16 protein-coding genes are annotated in these 16,258 nt (G+C 61.6%); 7 read left to right on the plus strand and 9 right to left on the minus strand.

The window, feature by feature from the left end:
* The first annotated feature begins 19 nt into the window (after window positions 1-19).
* Window positions 20-694 carry a ribose-5-phosphate isomerase RpiA gene (gene rpiA, locus QR290_RS28010; RefSeq protein WP_289204022.1) on the plus strand — a complete coding sequence of 225 codons (675 nt, stop codon included), beginning with the start codon at window positions 20-22 and terminating at the stop codon, window positions 692-694.
* A 145-nt stretch (window positions 695-839) separates the two neighbouring features.
* Here rpiA and QR290_RS28015 read toward each other — a convergent pair whose 3' ends face one another.
* The 4 genes from QR290_RS28015 to QR290_RS28030 form a co-directional block, all read right to left on the minus strand.
* The gene (locus QR290_RS28015) at window positions 840-1,757 is read right to left on the minus strand and encodes an SdiA-regulated domain-containing protein (protein ID WP_289204023.1); all 918 of its coding nucleotides are present in this window, start codon (window positions 1,755-1,757) and stop codon (window positions 840-842) included.
* Window positions 1,758-1,874: 117 nt separating this feature from the next.
* Window positions 1,875-2,798 (minus strand): SdiA-regulated domain-containing protein, encoded by a 924-nt coding sequence (locus QR290_RS28020; protein WP_289204024.1) that lies wholly within the window; start codon window positions 2,796-2,798, stop codon window positions 1,875-1,877.
* Window positions 2,799-3,021: 223 nt separating this feature from the next.
* Window positions 3,022-3,687 (minus strand): fumarylacetoacetate hydrolase family protein, encoded by a 666-nt coding sequence (locus QR290_RS28025; RefSeq protein WP_085697901.1) that lies wholly within the window; start codon window positions 3,685-3,687, stop codon window positions 3,022-3,024.
* A gap of 40 nt (window positions 3,688-3,727) precedes the next feature.
* A complete protein-coding gene (locus QR290_RS28030; protein WP_289204025.1) occupies window positions 3,728-5,122 on the minus strand; it encodes an FAD-binding oxidoreductase in 1,395 nt (464 codons plus the stop codon).
* Between the two features lie 206 nt (window positions 5,123-5,328).
* Here QR290_RS28030 and serA point away from each other — a divergent pair, with 206 nt between their 5' ends.
* A complete protein-coding gene (gene serA, locus QR290_RS28035) occupies window positions 5,329-6,558 on the plus strand; it encodes a phosphoglycerate dehydrogenase (protein WP_007953487.1) in 1,230 nt (409 codons plus the stop codon).
* Window positions 6,559-6,663: 105 nt separating this feature from the next.
* On the opposite strand, the gene QR290_RS28040 is transcribed toward serA, so the two are convergent.
* A complete protein-coding gene (locus QR290_RS28040) occupies window positions 6,664-7,089 on the minus strand; it encodes a DUF4399 domain-containing protein (protein ID WP_007953489.1) in 426 nt (141 codons plus the stop codon).
* 132 nt (window positions 7,090-7,221) lie between these two features.
* Here QR290_RS28040 and QR290_RS28045 point away from each other — a divergent pair, with 132 nt between their 5' ends.
* The gene (locus tag QR290_RS28045; protein WP_289204026.1) at window positions 7,222-7,785 is read left to right on the plus strand and encodes a transporter substrate-binding domain-containing protein; all 564 of its coding nucleotides are present in this window, start codon (window positions 7,222-7,224) and stop codon (window positions 7,783-7,785) included.
* A gap of 194 nt (window positions 7,786-7,979) precedes the next feature.
* On the opposite strand, the gene QR290_RS28050 is transcribed toward QR290_RS28045, so the two are convergent.
* A complete protein-coding gene (locus tag QR290_RS28050; RefSeq protein ID WP_115079579.1) occupies window positions 7,980-8,465 on the minus strand; it encodes a DUF523 domain-containing protein in 486 nt (161 codons plus the stop codon).
* Between the two features lies 1 nt (window position 8,466).
* A complete protein-coding gene (locus QR290_RS28055; protein WP_115079580.1) occupies window positions 8,467-9,099 on the minus strand; it encodes a 2OG-Fe(II) oxygenase in 633 nt (210 codons plus the stop codon).
* A 108-nt stretch (window positions 9,100-9,207) separates the two neighbouring features.
* Between QR290_RS28055 and QR290_RS28060 the strand changes: the two genes are divergently transcribed.
* A complete protein-coding gene (locus QR290_RS28060; protein WP_039765403.1) occupies window positions 9,208-9,960 on the plus strand; it encodes a DUF2059 domain-containing protein in 753 nt (250 codons plus the stop codon).
* 129 nt (window positions 9,961-10,089) lie between these two features.
* Here the strand turns inward: QR290_RS28060 and QR290_RS28065 are convergent, their stop codons facing one another.
* A complete protein-coding gene (locus tag QR290_RS28065; protein ID WP_115079581.1) occupies window positions 10,090-11,040 on the minus strand; it encodes an alpha/beta hydrolase in 951 nt (316 codons plus the stop codon).
* Between the two features lie 97 nt (window positions 11,041-11,137).
* On the opposite strand from QR290_RS28065, the gene QR290_RS28070 reads away from it, so the two are divergent.
* Together QR290_RS28070 and QR290_RS28075 are read left to right on the plus strand one after the other, a co-directional pair.
* The gene (locus QR290_RS28070; RefSeq protein ID WP_289204027.1) at window positions 11,138-11,716 is read left to right on the plus strand and encodes a DUF6436 domain-containing protein; all 579 of its coding nucleotides are present in this window, start codon (window positions 11,138-11,140) and stop codon (window positions 11,714-11,716) included.
* A 103-nt stretch (window positions 11,717-11,819) separates the two neighbouring features.
* Window positions 11,820-14,231: a penicillin acylase family protein gene (locus QR290_RS28075; RefSeq protein ID WP_289204028.1), complete on the plus strand. Its 2,412-nt coding sequence runs from the start codon at window positions 11,820-11,822 to the stop codon at window positions 14,229-14,231.
* Window positions 14,232-14,438: 207 nt separating this feature from the next.
* On the opposite strand, the gene QR290_RS28080 is transcribed toward QR290_RS28075, so the two are convergent.
* Window positions 14,439-15,404 carry a GlxA family transcriptional regulator gene (locus tag QR290_RS28080; protein WP_115079584.1) on the minus strand — a complete coding sequence of 322 codons (966 nt, stop codon included), beginning with the start codon at window positions 15,402-15,404 and terminating at the stop codon, window positions 14,439-14,441.
* A gap of 190 nt (window positions 15,405-15,594) precedes the next feature.
* Here QR290_RS28080 and QR290_RS28085 point away from each other — a divergent pair, with 190 nt between their 5' ends.
* A complete protein-coding gene (locus QR290_RS28085) occupies window positions 15,595-16,236 on the plus strand; it encodes an HD domain-containing protein (RefSeq protein WP_115079585.1) in 642 nt (213 codons plus the stop codon).
* Window positions 16,237-16,258 lie beyond the last annotated feature (22 nt).

Here is a 16,258-nt window from a genome sequence, read left to right on the forward strand (position 1 = left end):
GCCCGCTTCCGGAGCCCGCATGACCCAGGATCAACTCAAACAGGCCGTGGCCCAGGCTGCCGTCGACTTCATCCTTCCGAAACTCGACGACAAGAGCATCGTCGGCGTCGGAACCGGCTCCACCGCCAACTGCTTCATCGACGCCCTGGCCCAGCACAAGGGCGCGTTCGATGGCGCGGTCGCGAGCTCCGAAGCCACCGCTGCGCGCCTCAAGGGCCACGGGATTCCGGTGTACGAGCTGAACACCGTGAGCAACCTGGAGTTCTACGTCGACGGCGCCGATGAAAGCGACGAACACCTGAACCTGATCAAGGGCGGCGGCGCAGCCCTGACCCGAGAGAAGATCGTCGCAGCCGTGGCCCAGACCTTCATCTGCATCGCCGACGCCAGCAAACTGGTGCCGGTGCTGGGCGCGTTCCCGCTGCCGGTGGAAGTGATCCCGATGGCCCGCAGCCACGTCGCCCGCCAACTGGTGAAACTGGGCGGCGACCCGGTCTACCGCGAAGGCGTGCTGACCGACAACGGCAACATCATCCTCGACGTGCACAACCTGCAGATCACCAATCCGGTGGAGCTGGAAGCGCAGATCAATTCGATCGTCGGCGTGGTCACCAACGGCCTGTTCGCGGCGCGTCCGGCGGATCTGTTGTTGCTGGGTACTTCCGAAGGTGTGAAAACACTGAAGGCTGAGTAAGCCGAAACTGCCCACATTTTGTGGGCAGATAAAAAAACTGTGGGAGCTGGCTTGCCAGCGATGGCGGCCTGCCAGTCAACATTAATGTTGAGAGTCATGGCCTCATCGCTGGCAAGCCAGCTCCCACAGTTATTCAGGGCGTCAGTCAGGGCTGCGCAGGCTTCCTGAAGACATAAAACAGGTTCGGCTCGCTCACCAGATACAACGTCCCGTCGTCGTCCATCGCGATACCTTCCGCCTGCGGTACGGTTTTCTTCAGGCCCTGCCGGCCACCGTTCAACGACATGGTGCTCAACGGGCGCCCGTCCACATCCAGTTCCAGAATCAGCCGTGACTCGTCGGACAGCGCCAGCAAATGGCCGCTGCGCTCGTCGTATTGCAGGCTCGACAGATCGCGCACAAACATCCCGGCATCGCGCTTGGGGTTATTGATGACGTGTACCGCGTAGGATTTTTCCGGATTGAAGTGCGGAAAACCGTGCACTTCATAGATCAGCATCGGATCCCGTTCCTTGGCCACGAACAGGCGCTTGCCCACCGAGTCGTAAGCCAGGCCTTCAAAGCCCTTGTTGCCGCTCATGTGCACGCCGAGGGTCATTTGCTCGGCGTCCGCCGCATCGAGGAACGTGGTGTCGTGCTCCAGATGGATCTTGATCAGCCGCTGCTGGCGTTCATCGGTGATCACGTAGGTATCGGCGCTGATGTACTCTACCGCCTCCGGATCACCGAAGCCGATCAAGGCGACACGGCGGAGGATCGTGCCGTCCAGCGACAGCTCGATCAGTTCGGCATTCTTGTTGGTGACCGTGAACAGGCTCTTGCGCACCGGATCGTAGGTCAACGCCGAGACGTCGTCGTTCAGCCCGTCGATGACTTTCGCTTCGATCTCTACCCGATATTGGTCCAGCCCGATGGCCTCGCTGCTCATCGGCTGCCAGAGCGTATGCAGGTTGAACCAGGCACGCTCGAACAGGCGCATGTATTGGCCGATCGCAATCAGCGCGATCAGGGCAATCACCGACAGGATGATGAACAGAGGTTTGGGACGGGCAAGACGACGCATTCGGGCAGGCTCGGAGTCAAAACAGGCGGATGAAATATCACGCCTGTCTGAACTGAAGCTTAATGGCCACTTGCCTCGAGCCACAACTCTACAGAGCTGCAATCTCTGCAGGAGGGATTACTTCTGCTTTTCGAAGCGGTAGAACAGGTTCGGCTCGCTGACCATGTACAGCGTGCCCGCCTCGTCCATGGTCACGCCTTCGGCGCGGGGAATGGTTTTCTTCAAGCCGTTGAAACCGCCGAGCAGGGTCATGAAGCTGACCTGCTCACCCTTCTCGTCCAGCTCCAGCAACAGGTGCGAATCGGCGGACAGCACCAGGGTGTGGCCGGTGCGCGGGTCGATCGCCAGGGCCGAGAGGTTGCGCAGGTCCAGCTCATCGCTGTCGAGTTTCTGCTTGTCGCCCTTGAGCGTCTGGCTGCCGTCGCTTTTCCAGGTGAACAGCGCAGGCGGACGCTCTTCGCCCAGCAGCAGTTGCTGGTTGCGGGCGTCCCAGGTGATGGCTTCGAAGGCTTTGTTCTGGTCTTTCGACGGGCCGAGGTCGTACTTAGGGAAATCGTCGCGCTTCAGTTCGCGGGTGTCGGCATCGACCTTGACGATGGAGAGCATGTGCTCGCGCTCATCGACAATCGCCATCAAGCCGTTTTCCATCACCGTCAGGCCTTCCGGATTGCTCCAGCCCACCAGCGGCATCTTGCGCAGCACGTCACCTTGCAGGGTCAGCTCGACCAGGAATGGATTCTTGCCCATCACCGAAAACAGGGTTTTGGTCTGCGGGTTATAGGAGAGGTCCGAAGCTTCGTCCTTTTCCATGCCCGGCAGCAGCTTGGCGTCGATGACCACCCGATAGTCCGGTAGCCAGACGCTTTCCTGTTTCTCGGTCGGGCTTTCGAAGCGCTCCAGCACCCACAGCACGCCGCGGTCATCCCAATGCATGGCAAACGCCAGCCCGTACGCAGCGGCGGCTGCCAGCAAAAGCCAGGAATACCAACGCAGGGCGAAACGTGAACGGCGGGCGGGTTTGAGCTGAGTTTGAGATGACATCAAAGGACGCGTTCCGAAAATTCAGGCTACGGGTAATAGCACAAAGAGGCCGGCTCAGACGCCAGAATGACCGGAATTATCCGGACAAAATGTGAAAAAAACGGCAAATGGCCGGAATGCCCTGCGTCTTTGCAGGCAGCATCACAAAAACAAAACGGGAGACCGCCGGTTTGAGGGTTTGGCTCAAACCTGCAATCTCCCGCTCGGGAACGCGATTTACGGATCAGCGAACGCTGCTGGTGAAGCGACTGGCGCCCGGCAGTTCCAGCACGATTTCATCGCCGACGTTCAGCGGGCCGACGCCCACCGGCGTGCCGGTCAGGATCACGTCACCGGCCTGCAGCGAGAAGCAGCCGGCCATGTGCTGGATCATCGGCACGATCGGGTTGAGCATCGCGCTGCTGTTGCCGTCCTGGCGCACTTCGCCGTTGATGGTCAGGCGGATGCCGATGTCGGTCAGGTCGGAAAAGGTGCTGCCGACCACGAACGGCGCAATCACCGCCGCGCCGTCGAACGACTTGGCGATTTCCCACGGCAGGCCCTTGGACTTGAGCTCGGCCTGCTTGTCACGCAGGGTCAGGTCCAGCGCCGGGGCGAAACCGGAGATCGCGTCCAGCACTTCTTCGCGGCTCGGCTTGGTCGACAGCGGCTTGCCGATCAACACGGCGATTTCCGCCTCGTAATGCACCGAGCCTCGCTCGGTCGGAATGCTGAAACCGCCTTCCAGCGGCACCACGCAACTGCCGGGCTTGATGAACAGTAACGGCTCGGTAGGCACCGGGTTGTCCAGTTCCTTGGCGTGTTCGGCGTAGTTACGACCGATGCATACAACTTTCCCCAGCGGAAAATGAATCCGCGTACCGTCGACATACTGGTGCTGATAGCTCATTACCGACTCCTGCCTTCATTGATTCATCAGGGATTGCCACTCAAACCGCGAAGATCTTGCCCGGGTTCATGATGCCGTTCGGGTCGAACACCGCCTTGACCGCTTTCATGTATTCGATTTCCACCGGCGAGCGGCTGTAGGTCAAGTAGTCACGCTTGGTCATGCCCACACCGTGTTCGGCGGAGATCGAACCGTTGTACTTCTCGACGGTTTCGAACACCCACTTGTTGACCGTGGCGCACTTGGCAAAAAACTCGTCCTTGCTCAGGTTGTCCGGCTTGAGGATGTTCAGGTGCAGGTTGCCGTCGCCGATGTGGCCGAACCAGACGATTTCGAAGTCGGGGTAGTGTTCGCCGACGATCGCGTCGATTTCCCGCAGGAACGCCGGGACTTTCGAGACGGTGACCGAGATGTCGTTCTTGTACGGCGTCCAGTGAGAGATGGTTTCGGAGATGTACTCGCGCAGCTTCCACAGGTTCTGCAACTGGGTTTCGCTCTGGCTCATCACGCCGTCCAGCACCCAGCCCTGCTCCACGCAATGTTCGAAGGTTTCCAGTGCGGTGTTGGCCACTTCTTCGGTGGTCGCCTCGAATTCCAGCAAGGCATAGAACGGGCAGTCGGTTTCGAACGGCGCCGGGACATCGCCACGGCCCATGACCTTGGCCAGGGCCTTGTCGGAAAAGAATTCGAACGCGGTCAGGTCGAGCTTGCCCTGAAAGGCGTGCAGCACCGGCATGATCGAGTCGAAATCGGCGGTGCCGAGGACCATCGCGGTCAGGTTTTTCGGCGAACGATCCAGGCGCATGGTGGCCTCGACCACAAAACCGAGAGTGCCTTCGGCGCCGATGAACAGCTGGCGCAGGTCATAACCGGTGGCGTTCTTGATCAGGTCTTTGTTCAGTTCCAGCACATCGCCCTTGCCGGTCACCACTTTCATGCCTGCGACCCAGTTGCGGGTCATGCCGTAGCGAATGACCTTGATCCCGCCGGCATTGGTGCCGATGTTGCCGCCAATCTGGCTGGAACCGGCCGAAGCGAAGTCCACCGGGTAGTACAAGTCATGTTCTTCGGCGGCGTTCTGCAATTGCTCGGTGACCACGCCCGGCTGACAGACGGCGGTGCGGTCGGTGAGGTTGATGTCGAGAATCTGGTTCATGTAGTCGAACGACACGACCACTTCGCCATTGGCGGCCACGGCCGCGGCAGAAAGCCCGGTTCGCCCGCCCGACGGCACCAGCGCCACTTTATGCTCGTTGGCCCAGCGGACGACGGCCTGCACCTGCTCGATGGTCTTGGGGAACACGATGGCACTGGGCGCCGGGGCGAAATGCTTGGTCCAGTCCTTGCCATAAGCGTTCAGGGAGTCGGCATCGGTCAGGACTTTGCCAGGCTCGACCAGGGTCTTCAGTTCATCAATCAGGGCAGGATTGGTCATCGACGGAACTCTCGAACAATTCATGGTCATCCTGAGAACGCTTCACGTCGCAGGAATGAGTGATTAGCGGGGCGGCTATGCTAGCATACCGACCCCGCAGGCCAGTGCCCAAGGCCTGTTCTGCGGCGACGGCATTCTTGCCGTGCGGGTCAGCTCCAGGCTGCTCCCCTCCCTGCCATTTTTCTCCGGGATACAGGTTTACGCAGATGAGCAAGACTTCTCTCGATAAGAGCAAGATCAAGTTCCTTCTTCTCGAAGGCGTCCACCAATCGGCTGTCGACGTCCTCAAGGCGGCGGGCTACACCAGCATCGAATACCTGACAGGCTCCCTGCCGGAAGCCCAGCTCAAGGAAAAGATCGCTGACGCTCACTTCATCGGCATTCGTTCGCGCACCCAACTGACCGAAGAGATCTTCGATCACGCGAAGAAACTGGTCGCGGTCGGCTGTTTCTGCATCGGCACCAACCAGGTTGACCTGGAAGCGGCCCGCGAGCGCGGCATCGCCGTGTTCAACGCGCCGTACTCCAACACCCGCTCCGTGGCCGAGCTGGTGCTGGCCGAAGCGATCCTGCTGCTGCGCGGCATCCCTGAGAAAAACGCTTCCTGCCACCGTGGCGGCTGGATCAAGTCCGCAGCCAACTCCTTCGAGATCCGTGGCAAGAAACTGGGCATCGTCGGCTACGGCTCGATCGGGACTCAGCTGTCGGTTCTGGCCGAAGGTCTGGGCATGCAGGTGTTCTTCTACGACACCGTGACCAAGCTGCCACTGGGCAACGCGACCCAGGTCGGCAACCTGCACGAGCTGCTGGGCATGTCCGACATCGTCACCCTGCACGTACCTGAAACCGCTGCGACCCAGTGGATGATCGGCGAGAAGGAAATCCGCGCCATCAAGAAGGGCGGCATCCTGATCAACGCTGCACGCGGTACCGTGGTCGAGCTGGATCACCTGGCCGCTGCGATCAAGGACAAGCACCTGATCGGCGCCGCCATCGACGTGTTCCCGGTCGAGCCGCGTTCCAACGACGAAGAGTTCGAAAGCCCGCTGCGTGGCCTGGACAACGTGATCCTGACCCCGCACATCGGCGGCTCCACCGCTGAAGCGCAGGCCAACATCGGTCTGGAAGTGGCAGAAAAACTGGTCAAGTACAGCGACAACGGTACTTCGGTATCGTCCGTGAACTTCCCGGAAGTGGCCCTGCCGGCTCACCCTGGCAAGCACCGTCTGCTGCACATCCACGAGAACATCCCGGGTGTGATGAGCGAGATCAACAAGGTCTTCGCCGAAAACGGCATCAACATCTCCGGTCAGTTCCTGCAGACCAACGAGAAGGTCGGCTACGTGGTGATCGACGTCGACGCCGAGTACTCGGAGCTGGCGCAAGAGAAGCTGCAACACGTCAACGGCACCATCCGAAGCCGCGTGCTGTTTTAACAGCAGCTGCGAGCAGCAAGCTTCAAGCGGCAAGTGAACAGCGCTTTTGCTTGAAGCTCGCAACTCGCCACTGATAAAAAAGGGAGCCCCGAAGGGCTCCCTTTTTTATTCGACGTTGACGGTGATCTTCTTCGACACGATCGGCGGATCGAACGCCATATGGCCGCTATCACCCAGCTCCAGTTGCAGAGTGTGCTTGCCCGGCGCGAGCTTGATGTCGGCCTGGGTCTGCGCCTTGCCGAAGTGCATGTGGTTGGCGTCGGTCGGCACGACGGAGCCAGCCGGAACGATTTCCTTGGCATCGATCAGCAGATGGTGATGACCGGTGTTCTTGGTGACGTCACCGGCCGGTGCCAGCGCAATGTCCTTTACACCGAACTTGACCGTGAAGGTCTGCGGAACCGTGGCTCCGTCCTCGGGAGAAACGATGAACACTTCGGCGCCCTTCGGTGCCGGTGTGGCCGCACTGGCCAGTACCGAAACACCCATCAGCACACCGGCCAACGCTGCACGTGACATAAAGCTTTTCATTTTCTTCTCCAGTTTTTCCGTAAAATCCGCACGGTCATGACAACTTCATGACCATTCGTTGTCGAAGGCACTCGACAACCATAGCAAAGCGAGCCTGGAAAACAGGCCGATATCGATTTCAAAGGAGTGACCATGCGTTTTCTGCCTGGCCTGATCTGCCTGCTTCCCCTTCTGAGCCCTCTGGCTCACGCCGAACTGATTGATGACGTCAACGACCGTGGCGAGTTGCGCATAGCCCTTGAGGCTAATACACCGCCCTTCAATTTCAAGGACGGCGACACGCTCACAGGGTTCGAGGTCGAGCTTGGGCAACTGCTGGCCAACGAACTGGATGTACGTGCCGACTTCATCGTCACGGACGAAGCCGATCTGCTCCAGGGCGTTGAAAGCGGCAAGTACGACGTCGCGCTCAACCACATAGCACTGACACCTGAGCTCAAGGAACGTTTCGACGTCAGCGAACCTTACACACAGGTGAATGCACAATTGCTGGCGAAAAAGGACGAGCAGCCCCGGCCGATGGTGCTGGTGCAGGCGCTGACTGAAGAGAAACCGAAGGCCGGGCCGCCGGTGGATCTGGCGATTCCGTTTCAGAAGGGCAACCCGGCGTTTCACGCGAGTCTGGAGAATGCGTTGCAGCGGATCAGGGCGGATGGGCGGCTGGAGGCGTTGGCGCAGAAGTGGTTGAAACCTTAGAAGCGCCCTCACCCTAACCCTCTCCCGGAGGGAGAGGGAACTGACCGAGGTGTCTTTTGCTATACGCCGACCTGAAATAGCGTGGCGATTATGGATTCACTGGCGTTGGTGCACGTCGGTAAACCTCGTGAATATCCCCCAATCGGCCCCCTCTCCCTCCGGGAGAGGGCTGGGGTGAGGGCGGCGCTCTCGGATCAACCCAAAGCCGCCAAAGCCACCGCAGCCTCAACCAACTCAAGCTCACTGAAGACCTGCACCCCATGGCGCTTCAGCAACGCGGCCGTAACCCCCTCGCCACTCACCTTCACCCCACTGAACGTCCCGTCATAGGTCAACAGATTTCCGCACGACGGACTGTTGGCCTTGAGCACCGCCACCCGGATCCCGTGTTTTTGCACCAGCGCCAGCGCCTGCCGCGCACCGTCGAGAAACTGCGCACTGACATCTTCGCCCTCGGTAGTGATCACCGAGGCGAGTCCGTCCAGCACTTCACTGCCCTGCCCGCCCGGAATTTCTGCCGCCGCTCGTGGCGTCGGCAAACCACCAGCCACTTCCGGACACAGCGGCACTACCCGACCTTCCGCAATCCAATGCTCCAGCAGATCGAACGGCCCGCTGGCCCCACCGTCGTAACGCACGCGGTGCCCCAGCAGGCAGCGACTGACCAGAATCCTGTGCATTTCAGAACGGCTCGTTGCCACGGCGACGGAACCAGCCTGTCAGCGACAGCCGCTCGCGGCTGGCTGGCAACACTTCATGAGGGACTTCGCCGGAGAGAAACACCACCAGACAACCGCCCGTAGGCTGTACGTCATGAACGCGATCATTCTCCAGGTACATGCGCAGTTGCCCGCCATCCTCCGGCAGCCAGCCATCATTGAGGTAGATCACCACCGAGACCATGCGCCGGTCATCGTCGCGGAAACGGTCGACATGCTTGCGGTAGAACGCACCCGGCGGGTACAGGGCGAAGTGGCACTCGAAGTCTTCCAGCCCGAGAAACAGGCCCCGGTTGAGCGCCTCGCGCAGGCTGTCCATCAGGTTCAGGTAGCGGTCGCTGGCGTCGGCCTGACCGGGGTCGATCCATTGGATATGGTCGCCACGAATCCCCTCGCGGATCTCCGAAAACGGGCCACGTCCGACCCCCGCCGGCGCCAGTTCACCTTCGGCGTCACGTTTGCGGCACTCGGCCGCCAGCGCGCGGGTCAAATCCGCAGGCAGGAAAATGTTCTGCTGCGACCAGCCGCGCTCGGCCAGGTCGTCGACGATACGTAACAGCAGCGGGTGATCAGAGGATATTTGCATGGCGCGCATAGTATGCCTGCGGCAAGAAATCCGACAGAGCCACGCGGCGGCTTGATACGAATTCTCGACAAGTACTGGCACCGCACGGAGAATAGTCGGCTGCCGACAGGAGTCCTTATGCGCCGTTTGCTTTTTTCACTGTTGATGTTCTGCGTTTTGCCCGCCTGGGCGGACGGCCACGACCAGTTGTACAAGGTCGCCGGCTGGCCAGAACAACGCGCGCATTTCAACGACGCCCTGAGTGCGGCGCAGCAGCGCTACCAGAACAGCCTGCCGCCAGCGGTGTTTCAGGCGCTGGTGAATAACAGCAACCAGCGCTTCGCCCCTCAGGCCGTGGATCAACGGGCCGAAGCGCAACTGCGCAAGAACCTCGCCGATCCGAAACCGGCCCTGTCGTTCTTTCAGTCACCGCTGGGCAAGAAGATCGTCGCCGCCGAACTGCTGGCGACCCGCCGCGATCAATTGGCGAAAAACGCCAAGGGCCTGCCAAAGATGCCTGCCAGCGACAGCCGCCTGCTGATCATCGGCCACCTCGCCCAGGCCCTGCCCGCCCGTGAAGCCGGTGCCGAAGTCAGCCTGGCGATTGCCGGCGTGGCGGCGGACAGCCTGAGCTCGATGATCCCCGGCCTGCTCGGCGGCGGTCAGGCCCAGGGCATGTTGAACGGTCAACGCCAGCGTCTGATGGATCAGATCGGCGCCGATCTGAACAACACGCTGCTGTATGTCTATCGCGACCTGTCGGATGAAGAACTGGAAGAGTTCGCGACCTTTGCCGAATCCACCGAAGGCAAGGCCTACTATCAGGCCGCGCTGGCCGCGATTCGCGCCGGGCTGGCCGTTGGCCAGAGCACCTCGAACCTCAGTCAGTGATCTCTGTCGCCTGACAGTCCGCCATCGCTGGCAAGCCAGCTCCCACAATTTTTCCAGTGCTCACATAATTCGTGATCGACTGAAAACCCTGTGGGAGCTGGCTTGCCAGCGATGAGGCCATCTCGATCACTAGGGGTTGCGGCCCTTGATCCGCTTGCTCAAGAACTCGAAATACTCCTCGCGCATTTCCGCCGTCTCGTTGGCCAGGTGATGCCGCGCCTCGGCCAGCAGCAGAATCTGTGGCCGGTCGAACTTCCACTTCATCACTTGCAGGTTGTGCTGCCAGTCCACGGTCATGTCCGCCTGACCCTGGACGATCAGCGGCCGGCGCGGACTTTTCTTCGCGTATTCCACCCGGTTGATCCAGCGTGACAACGCACCGACCCACGCGGTCGGCAAGCGTTTCGGCTGCAACGGATCGGCCTGCAGGAACGGCAAGAAATCCGGGTCGTTGGAGTTCTCGCTGAAACGCCGGGCGATGCCCCTGACAAAGGGCCGCAGCAGGTAATAACTGAACTGCGACCAGCCCCAGGCACGCGGACGCACCAACGGCGCCAGCAGAATCAACTGCCCCTGCGCCGGGCTGTTTTCACCATGATTGAGCACGTGATCGACAATGATCGCGCCGCCGGTACTTTGCCCGCACAGATGCCACGGCTGCGGCAACGCAATCGAGCGTGCCTCGGCGAACAGGCCTTGCAGCGCATCCTGATATTCGGAGAAGTCGCGGATGCTCGCCCGCTCGCCGCTGGACAGACCATGCCCCGGCAGATCGCAGGCAATCACGGCGAAGCCCTGATCCAGCGCCCACTCGATCACATGCCGGTAGAGGCCGGTGTGGTCATAAAACCCGTGCACCAGAAACAGCGTGGCCCTGGCCGTTTCCGCCGGCCACCAGCAATGGCTGACCAGTTGATAGCCATCGATATCGAACCGACCCATGCCGCGCCAGACATCGCGCTCCGGAAAGTCGGTCTTGTAGAACCGCTGATACGCCTTCGCCTCCTCGGACAACGGCTGCCACTCGGCCAACGGCTTGAGGCTCGCACGCAGATGATCGGGATCGAAGGCAACAGACATGGGCAATTCCAGAACGGTAAACGGACTTTATCGGCCTGCGATATTCATCTGTAGAAGCAAGCATGGCAAGCTAGCCGGCCTTCGAGGATCGAAAACCATGCGCTCGCCCTACCGCACCGCACTGTTTGCCAGCCTGCTCGCCATCGTGTGTGCCGGCGTGCTGTGGGCTGCGTACGACTGGTTTCAGGGCCGCTATCTGCGCGCTTTCAGCGAACACACCGCTGTGTTTTCCGGCGACCCGTTGCGCCTGCCCGACGACCTCGCCGGCCCCGGCAATATCCGCCTGGTGCACTTCTGGGACCCGGCTTGCCCGTGCAACGTCGGCAATCAACAGCACCTGACCGAAATGGTCGAACAGTTCGGCCCCAAGGGCGTGGAATTCTTCGCCGTGCAGAAGGCCGGCAGCCACGGCCAGTTGCCCGCCACCCTCAGCAATCTCAAAACCATCGCGGTGCTGCCCGGCTCCGAACAGATTCCCGCCAGCCCGGCCGTGGCGATCTGGGACCGCAGCGGCAAGTTGGCGTACTTCGGGCCCTACAGCGAAGGCCTGACATGCAACTCCAGCAACAGCTTTATCGAACCGATCCTGCAAGCGTTGAGTGATGATCGTCCGGTCAATGCGACTCATACGCTGGCGGTCGGTTGCTACTGCCCGTGGCCGGCAGAGACGAAGTAAGGCATTCCGGACATTTCAAGGACGGCGATGCGCAGCACACGAGGCGTGTGCTAATTGTTTGCAGCCCGCACGGGCGGCAATCCCGAATGCACAAGGAGTCACCATGAAACGCGTCTTCACCGTTCTTGCCTTGCTCATCGTTGTCCTGCTCGCTGCCGGCGGCTGGTATGTCTACAGCAAGCAGCCGACGCGTCAGGGTCAGGTGGAACTGCGCAACCTGCAAGGTTCGGTGACCGTGCGCTACGACGAGCGCGGCGTGCCGCACATCCGGGCCGAAAACGAGACCGACCTCTATCGTGCCCTTGGCTACGTGCACGCCCAGGATCGCCTCTTTCAGATGGAAGCCATGCGCCGCCTGGCCCGGGGCGAGCTGGCCGAAGTGCTCGGGCCGAAACTGCTCGACACCGACAAATTGTTCCGCAGCCTGCGCATCCGCGAGCGCGCCGCCAGTTACGTGGCCGGCCTCGACAAGCAGTCACCGGCGTGGAAGGCCCTGCAAGCCTATCTGGACGGCATCAATCAATATCAGGACTCGCACGCTGCTCCGGTGGAGTTCGACGTGCTGGGCATCCCCAAGCGCCCGTTTACCGCCGAGGACAGCATCAGCGTCGCCGGCTACATGGCCTACAGCTTTGCCGCCGCGTTTCGCACCGAGCCACTGCTGACCTACGTGCGCGATCAACTGGGCGCCGACTACCTCAACGTCTTCGACCTCGACTGGCAGCCCAAGGGCGTGCTCGCCAAAGGCCACGCCGGCACCGCACCGGCCCTCGCCGCCGAAGACTGGAAAGACCTGAACACCCTCGCCCGCGTCAGCGAGCAGGCATTGATCGACAACGGCCTGCCGCAGTTCGAAGGCAGCAACGCCTGGGTCATCGCCGGCAGCCACAGCAAGAGCGCCAAGCCGTTGCTGGCCGGCGATCCGCACATTCGTTTTTCGGTGCCGTCGGTGTGGTACGAGGCGCAGTTGTCGGCGCCGGGTTTTGAACTCTACGGTCATCATCAGGCGCTGGTGCCGTTCGCGTTTCTCGGCCACAACCTGGATTTCGGCTGGAGCCTGACCATGTTCCAGAATGATGACCTGGACCTGATCGCCGAGAAGGTCAATCCGGACAACCCGGATCAGGTCTGGTATCGCGGCCAGTGGACCGACATGGTCAAGACCGAGCAGCAGATCGCCGTGAAAGGCCAGGCGCCAGTGACCATCACCCTGCGTCAGTCGCCCCACGGGCCGATCGTCAACGACGCCCTCGGCAGCGCGGCCGGGAAAACCCCGATTGCGATGTGGTGGGCGTTCCTCGAAACACCGAACCCGATCCTCGAAGGCTTCTACCAGCTCAACCGCGCCGACACCCTGGCCAAGGCTCGCGCCGCCGCCGCCAAGGTGCAGGCGCCGGGGCTGAACATCGTCTACGCCAACGCCAAGGGCGATATCGCGTGGTGGGCCTCGGCGCTGTTGCCCAAGCGTCCGGCAGGGGTGAAGCCTGGTTTCATTCTCGACGGCAGCGGCAATCAGGCGGACAAGGACGGCTACTTCCCGTTCAGCGCCAACCCGCAGGAAGAGAACCCGGCGCGCGGCTATATCGTCTCGGCCAACTTCCAGCCCGTGTCGCCGACCGGCATGGAGATCCCCGGTTACTACAACCTCGCCGACCGTGGCCAGCAGCTCAACCGCCAGCTCGCCGACAAGAGCGTGAAGTGGGACAACGAGGCCAACCAGAAGCTGCAACTGGGCACCGCCACCGGTTATGGCCCGCGTCTGTTGGCGCCGTTGCTGCCGGTACTGCGTGAAGTGGCGGGCAATCCCGCCGAGCAGAAGCTGATCGAACAACTGGCCCAATGGCAAGGCGACTATCCACTGGATTCGGTCAGTGCGACGGTGTTCAACCAGTTCCTGTTCAACCTCGCCGACGCGGCAATGCGCGATGAGCTAGGCAGTGATTTCTTCGAAACCCTGCTGTCGACCCGAGTGATCGATGCGGCCCTGCCCCGGCTCGCGGCAAATGCCGATTCACCGTGGTGGGACAACCGCAGCACGCCGAACAAGGAGACCCGCGTCGACACCGTGCGCGCCGCGTGGCAGGCGAGCATGGCGCACCTGAAGTCGACCCTCGGCGACGACGCTTCCGGCTGGCAATGGGGCAAGGCGCATACGCTGACCCATGGTCATCCGCTGGGTCAGCAGAAGCCGCTGGATCGCATTTTCAACGTCGGCCCTTTCGCCGCACCGGGCTCCCATGAAGTGCCGAACAACCTCTCGGCGAAGATCGGCCCGGCGCCGTGGCCGGTGACCTACGGCCCGTCGACGCGGCGGTTGGTGGACTTCGCTGATCCGGCTCACAGCCTGACGATCAACCCGGTCGGCCAGAGCGGCGTGCCGTTCGACAGTCACTATGACGATCAGGCGGAAGCGTATGTGGACGGGATGTATGTGCAGGCGCATTTCAGTGAGGAAGAGGTGACGGCGAATACGCGCAGTACCTTGAAACTCTTGCCCAAACGTACAGAGCCTTAAAAGCCGCCCTCACCCCAGCCCTCTCCCCGAGGGAGAGGGCTGGGGTGAGGTGTCTTACGCCATACATCGACCTGAATGATCGGAGTCGATTATGGATTCAGCCAAGTTCGTTCAGGTCGGCGTATCTCCCCAATATCCCCCTATCGGCTCCCTCTCCCAGGGGGAGAGGGCTGGGGTGAGGGGTGGCGATCCAAAGCCTGTCACCACTCAAACCATCGCCGCAAAATTCAGCCGGAACTGCTGCGGCGTCACCCCCAGCCGCCGGCTGAACACACTGCGCATATGTTGCGCATCACGAAACCCGCACTGATACGCCACCGTCTTCAGCGGCGCCGTGGTGCTTTCGAGCATCACCCGCGCTGCATCCACCCGAGCCCGCTCGACGAACTCCGCCGGAGTGACTTTCGCCTCCCTCGCAAACACCCGGGAGAAATTCCGCGCACTCATGTTCGCCGCGTTCGCCAGGTCGGCGATGGTCAGGTCGCCCGTGAGATTGGCCAGCACATACAGCTGCACCATCGCCACCGCCGACGTCGGCTCGGCATGGGGCGTAAGAAACGGGCTGAACTGCGACTGGCCGCCCGAGCGCTGGGTGAACACCACCAGCCGCTTGGCCACGCTCAACGCCACCTCGGCCCCGTGATCACGCGCCAGCAGGTACAGCGACAGATCGATCCCCGCCGTCACCCCCGCCGAGGTGTAGAGCTGGCCATCCTCGACGTACAACCGATCAGCCTCGACCCGGCTCGACGGGCACAACTGCGCCAGCGCTTCGGCGTCGTTCCAGTGGGTGGTGACCGTACGCCCGTCCAGCAATCCTGCACGGGCGAGCATGAACGCGCCGTTGCAGATCGAGCCGAATCGCCACGCCCGCCCACAGGCCTCACGCAGCCAGCCATCGAACGTCTCGCCGAAATCCAGAAACGGCAACTGCGGCCCACCCGCCACCAGCAGCAAATCGTAAACCTGCGACGCTTCGCTGAAATGCCGATGCGCACTCAGGGTCAGCCCGTTGGAACACGCCATCGGCCCGCGCTCGACGCCGATCACGTCGAGCCGGTAATGATCCTCCGGCGCCAGGAAGCGGTTGGCCTCGGCGAACACGTCCATCGGCCCGCTGACGTCCAGCGCCTGCACGCCGGGGAACACCACAATGGCGACGGTTCTGTTCATGGCAATGAAGGCTCCCGGGGAATGGTGAATCAGCGTCAACCCTAGCCAATCCGCGCGACAGAAGCGAGCTGGCACGATTTGCAGGTGGAATGGCAAGGATCGCAGCCATGGATCGATTGTCCGGTTTTGCCCCCGGGAACAGACTTTCTCCATCAGCGCCGTGACGGCGTTTTCGACGAGGAAGCTCAACATGACCACGACCATCGCCGGTATCCAGATCCCCGACAGCGCCCTCGCCCGGGCCACCACCGAGTACATCCGCGACATCGAATCCGACCTGCTCTACCACCACTCGCGCCGGGTGTTTCTGTTCGGCGCCTTGAGCGGTGAGCGTCAGCAACTGGCCTACGATCCGGAGCTGCTGTACGTCGGCGCGATGTTCCACGACCTGGGTCTGGTCGAAGGGCATCGCAGCGATGACGAGCGCTTTGAAGTTGATGGCGCCAACGCAGCCGCCGCGTTTCTCAAGCCGTACGGGTTGAGCGATGACGACATCGAGCAGGTCTGGCTGTCGATCGCCCTGCACACCACGCCGGGGGTGCCGAAGCATCTGCGTCCGACCGTGGCGCTGGTGACCGCAGGCGTCGAGATGGACGTGCTGGGCATGGACTACGCGGCGTTCACCACCGTGCAGCGCGAGGCGGTGGTGCATGCGCATCCACGGGGCGAGGGTTTCAAGGAGTGCATCATCTGCGCGTTCGCCGATGGCTTGCGTCATCGTCCGCAGACCACGTTCGGCAATGTGAAGACCGATGTGCTGAAGGATCAGGCGCCGGGGTTCAAGCCGATGAACTTCGTCGAAGTGATTCGTCAGTCGCCTTGGGCTTCCTGACCGGCATAAAAAACCTCGCGAC

The organism is Pseudomonas fluorescens, assembly GCF_030344995.1.
GTDB lineage: Bacteria > Pseudomonadota > Gammaproteobacteria > Pseudomonadales > Pseudomonadaceae > Aquipseudomonas > Aquipseudomonas fluorescens_BF.

Excerpts from the sequence above, each read along its gene's own strand:
- rpiA (WP_289204022.1), top strand. The coding sequence starts at position 20 with ATGACCCAGGATCAACTCAAACAGGCCGTGGCCCAGGCTGCCGTCGAC.
- QR290_RS28015 (WP_289204023.1), bottom strand. The coding sequence starts at position 1,757 with ATGCGTCGTCTTGCCCGTCCCAAACCTCTGTTCATCATCCTGTCGGTG.
- QR290_RS28020 (WP_289204024.1), bottom strand. The coding sequence starts at position 2,798 with ATGTCATCTCAAACTCAGCTCAAACCCGCCCGCCGTTCACGTTTCGCC.
- QR290_RS28025 (WP_085697901.1), bottom strand. The coding sequence starts at position 3,687 with ATGAGCTATCAGCACCAGTATGTCGACGGTACGCGGATTCATTTTCCG.
- QR290_RS28030 (WP_289204025.1), bottom strand. The coding sequence starts at position 5,122 with ATGACCAATCCTGCCCTGATTGATGAACTGAAGACCCTGGTCGAGCCT.
- serA (WP_007953487.1), top strand. The coding sequence starts at position 5,329 with ATGAGCAAGACTTCTCTCGATAAGAGCAAGATCAAGTTCCTTCTTCTC.
- QR290_RS28040 (WP_007953489.1), bottom strand. The coding sequence starts at position 7,089 with ATGAAAAGCTTTATGTCACGTGCAGCGTTGGCCGGTGTGCTGATGGGT.
- QR290_RS28045 (WP_289204026.1), top strand. The coding sequence starts at position 7,222 with ATGCGTTTTCTGCCTGGCCTGATCTGCCTGCTTCCCCTTCTGAGCCCT.
- QR290_RS28050 (WP_115079579.1), bottom strand. The coding sequence starts at position 8,465 with ATGCACAGGATTCTGGTCAGTCGCTGCCTGCTGGGGCACCGCGTGCGT.
- QR290_RS28055 (WP_115079580.1), bottom strand. The coding sequence starts at position 9,099 with ATGCGCGCCATGCAAATATCCTCTGATCACCCGCTGCTGTTACGTATC.
- QR290_RS28060 (WP_039765403.1), top strand. The coding sequence starts at position 9,208 with ATGCGCCGTTTGCTTTTTTCACTGTTGATGTTCTGCGTTTTGCCCGCC.
- QR290_RS28065 (WP_115079581.1), bottom strand. The coding sequence starts at position 11,040 with ATGTCTGTTGCCTTCGATCCCGATCATCTGCGTGCGAGCCTCAAGCCG.
- QR290_RS28070 (WP_289204027.1), top strand. The coding sequence starts at position 11,138 with ATGCGCTCGCCCTACCGCACCGCACTGTTTGCCAGCCTGCTCGCCATC.
- QR290_RS28075 (WP_289204028.1), top strand. The coding sequence starts at position 11,820 with ATGAAACGCGTCTTCACCGTTCTTGCCTTGCTCATCGTTGTCCTGCTC.
- QR290_RS28080 (WP_115079584.1), bottom strand. The coding sequence starts at position 15,404 with ATGAACAGAACCGTCGCCATTGTGGTGTTCCCCGGCGTGCAGGCGCTG.
- QR290_RS28085 (WP_115079585.1), top strand. The coding sequence starts at position 15,595 with ATGACCACGACCATCGCCGGTATCCAGATCCCCGACAGCGCCCTCGCC.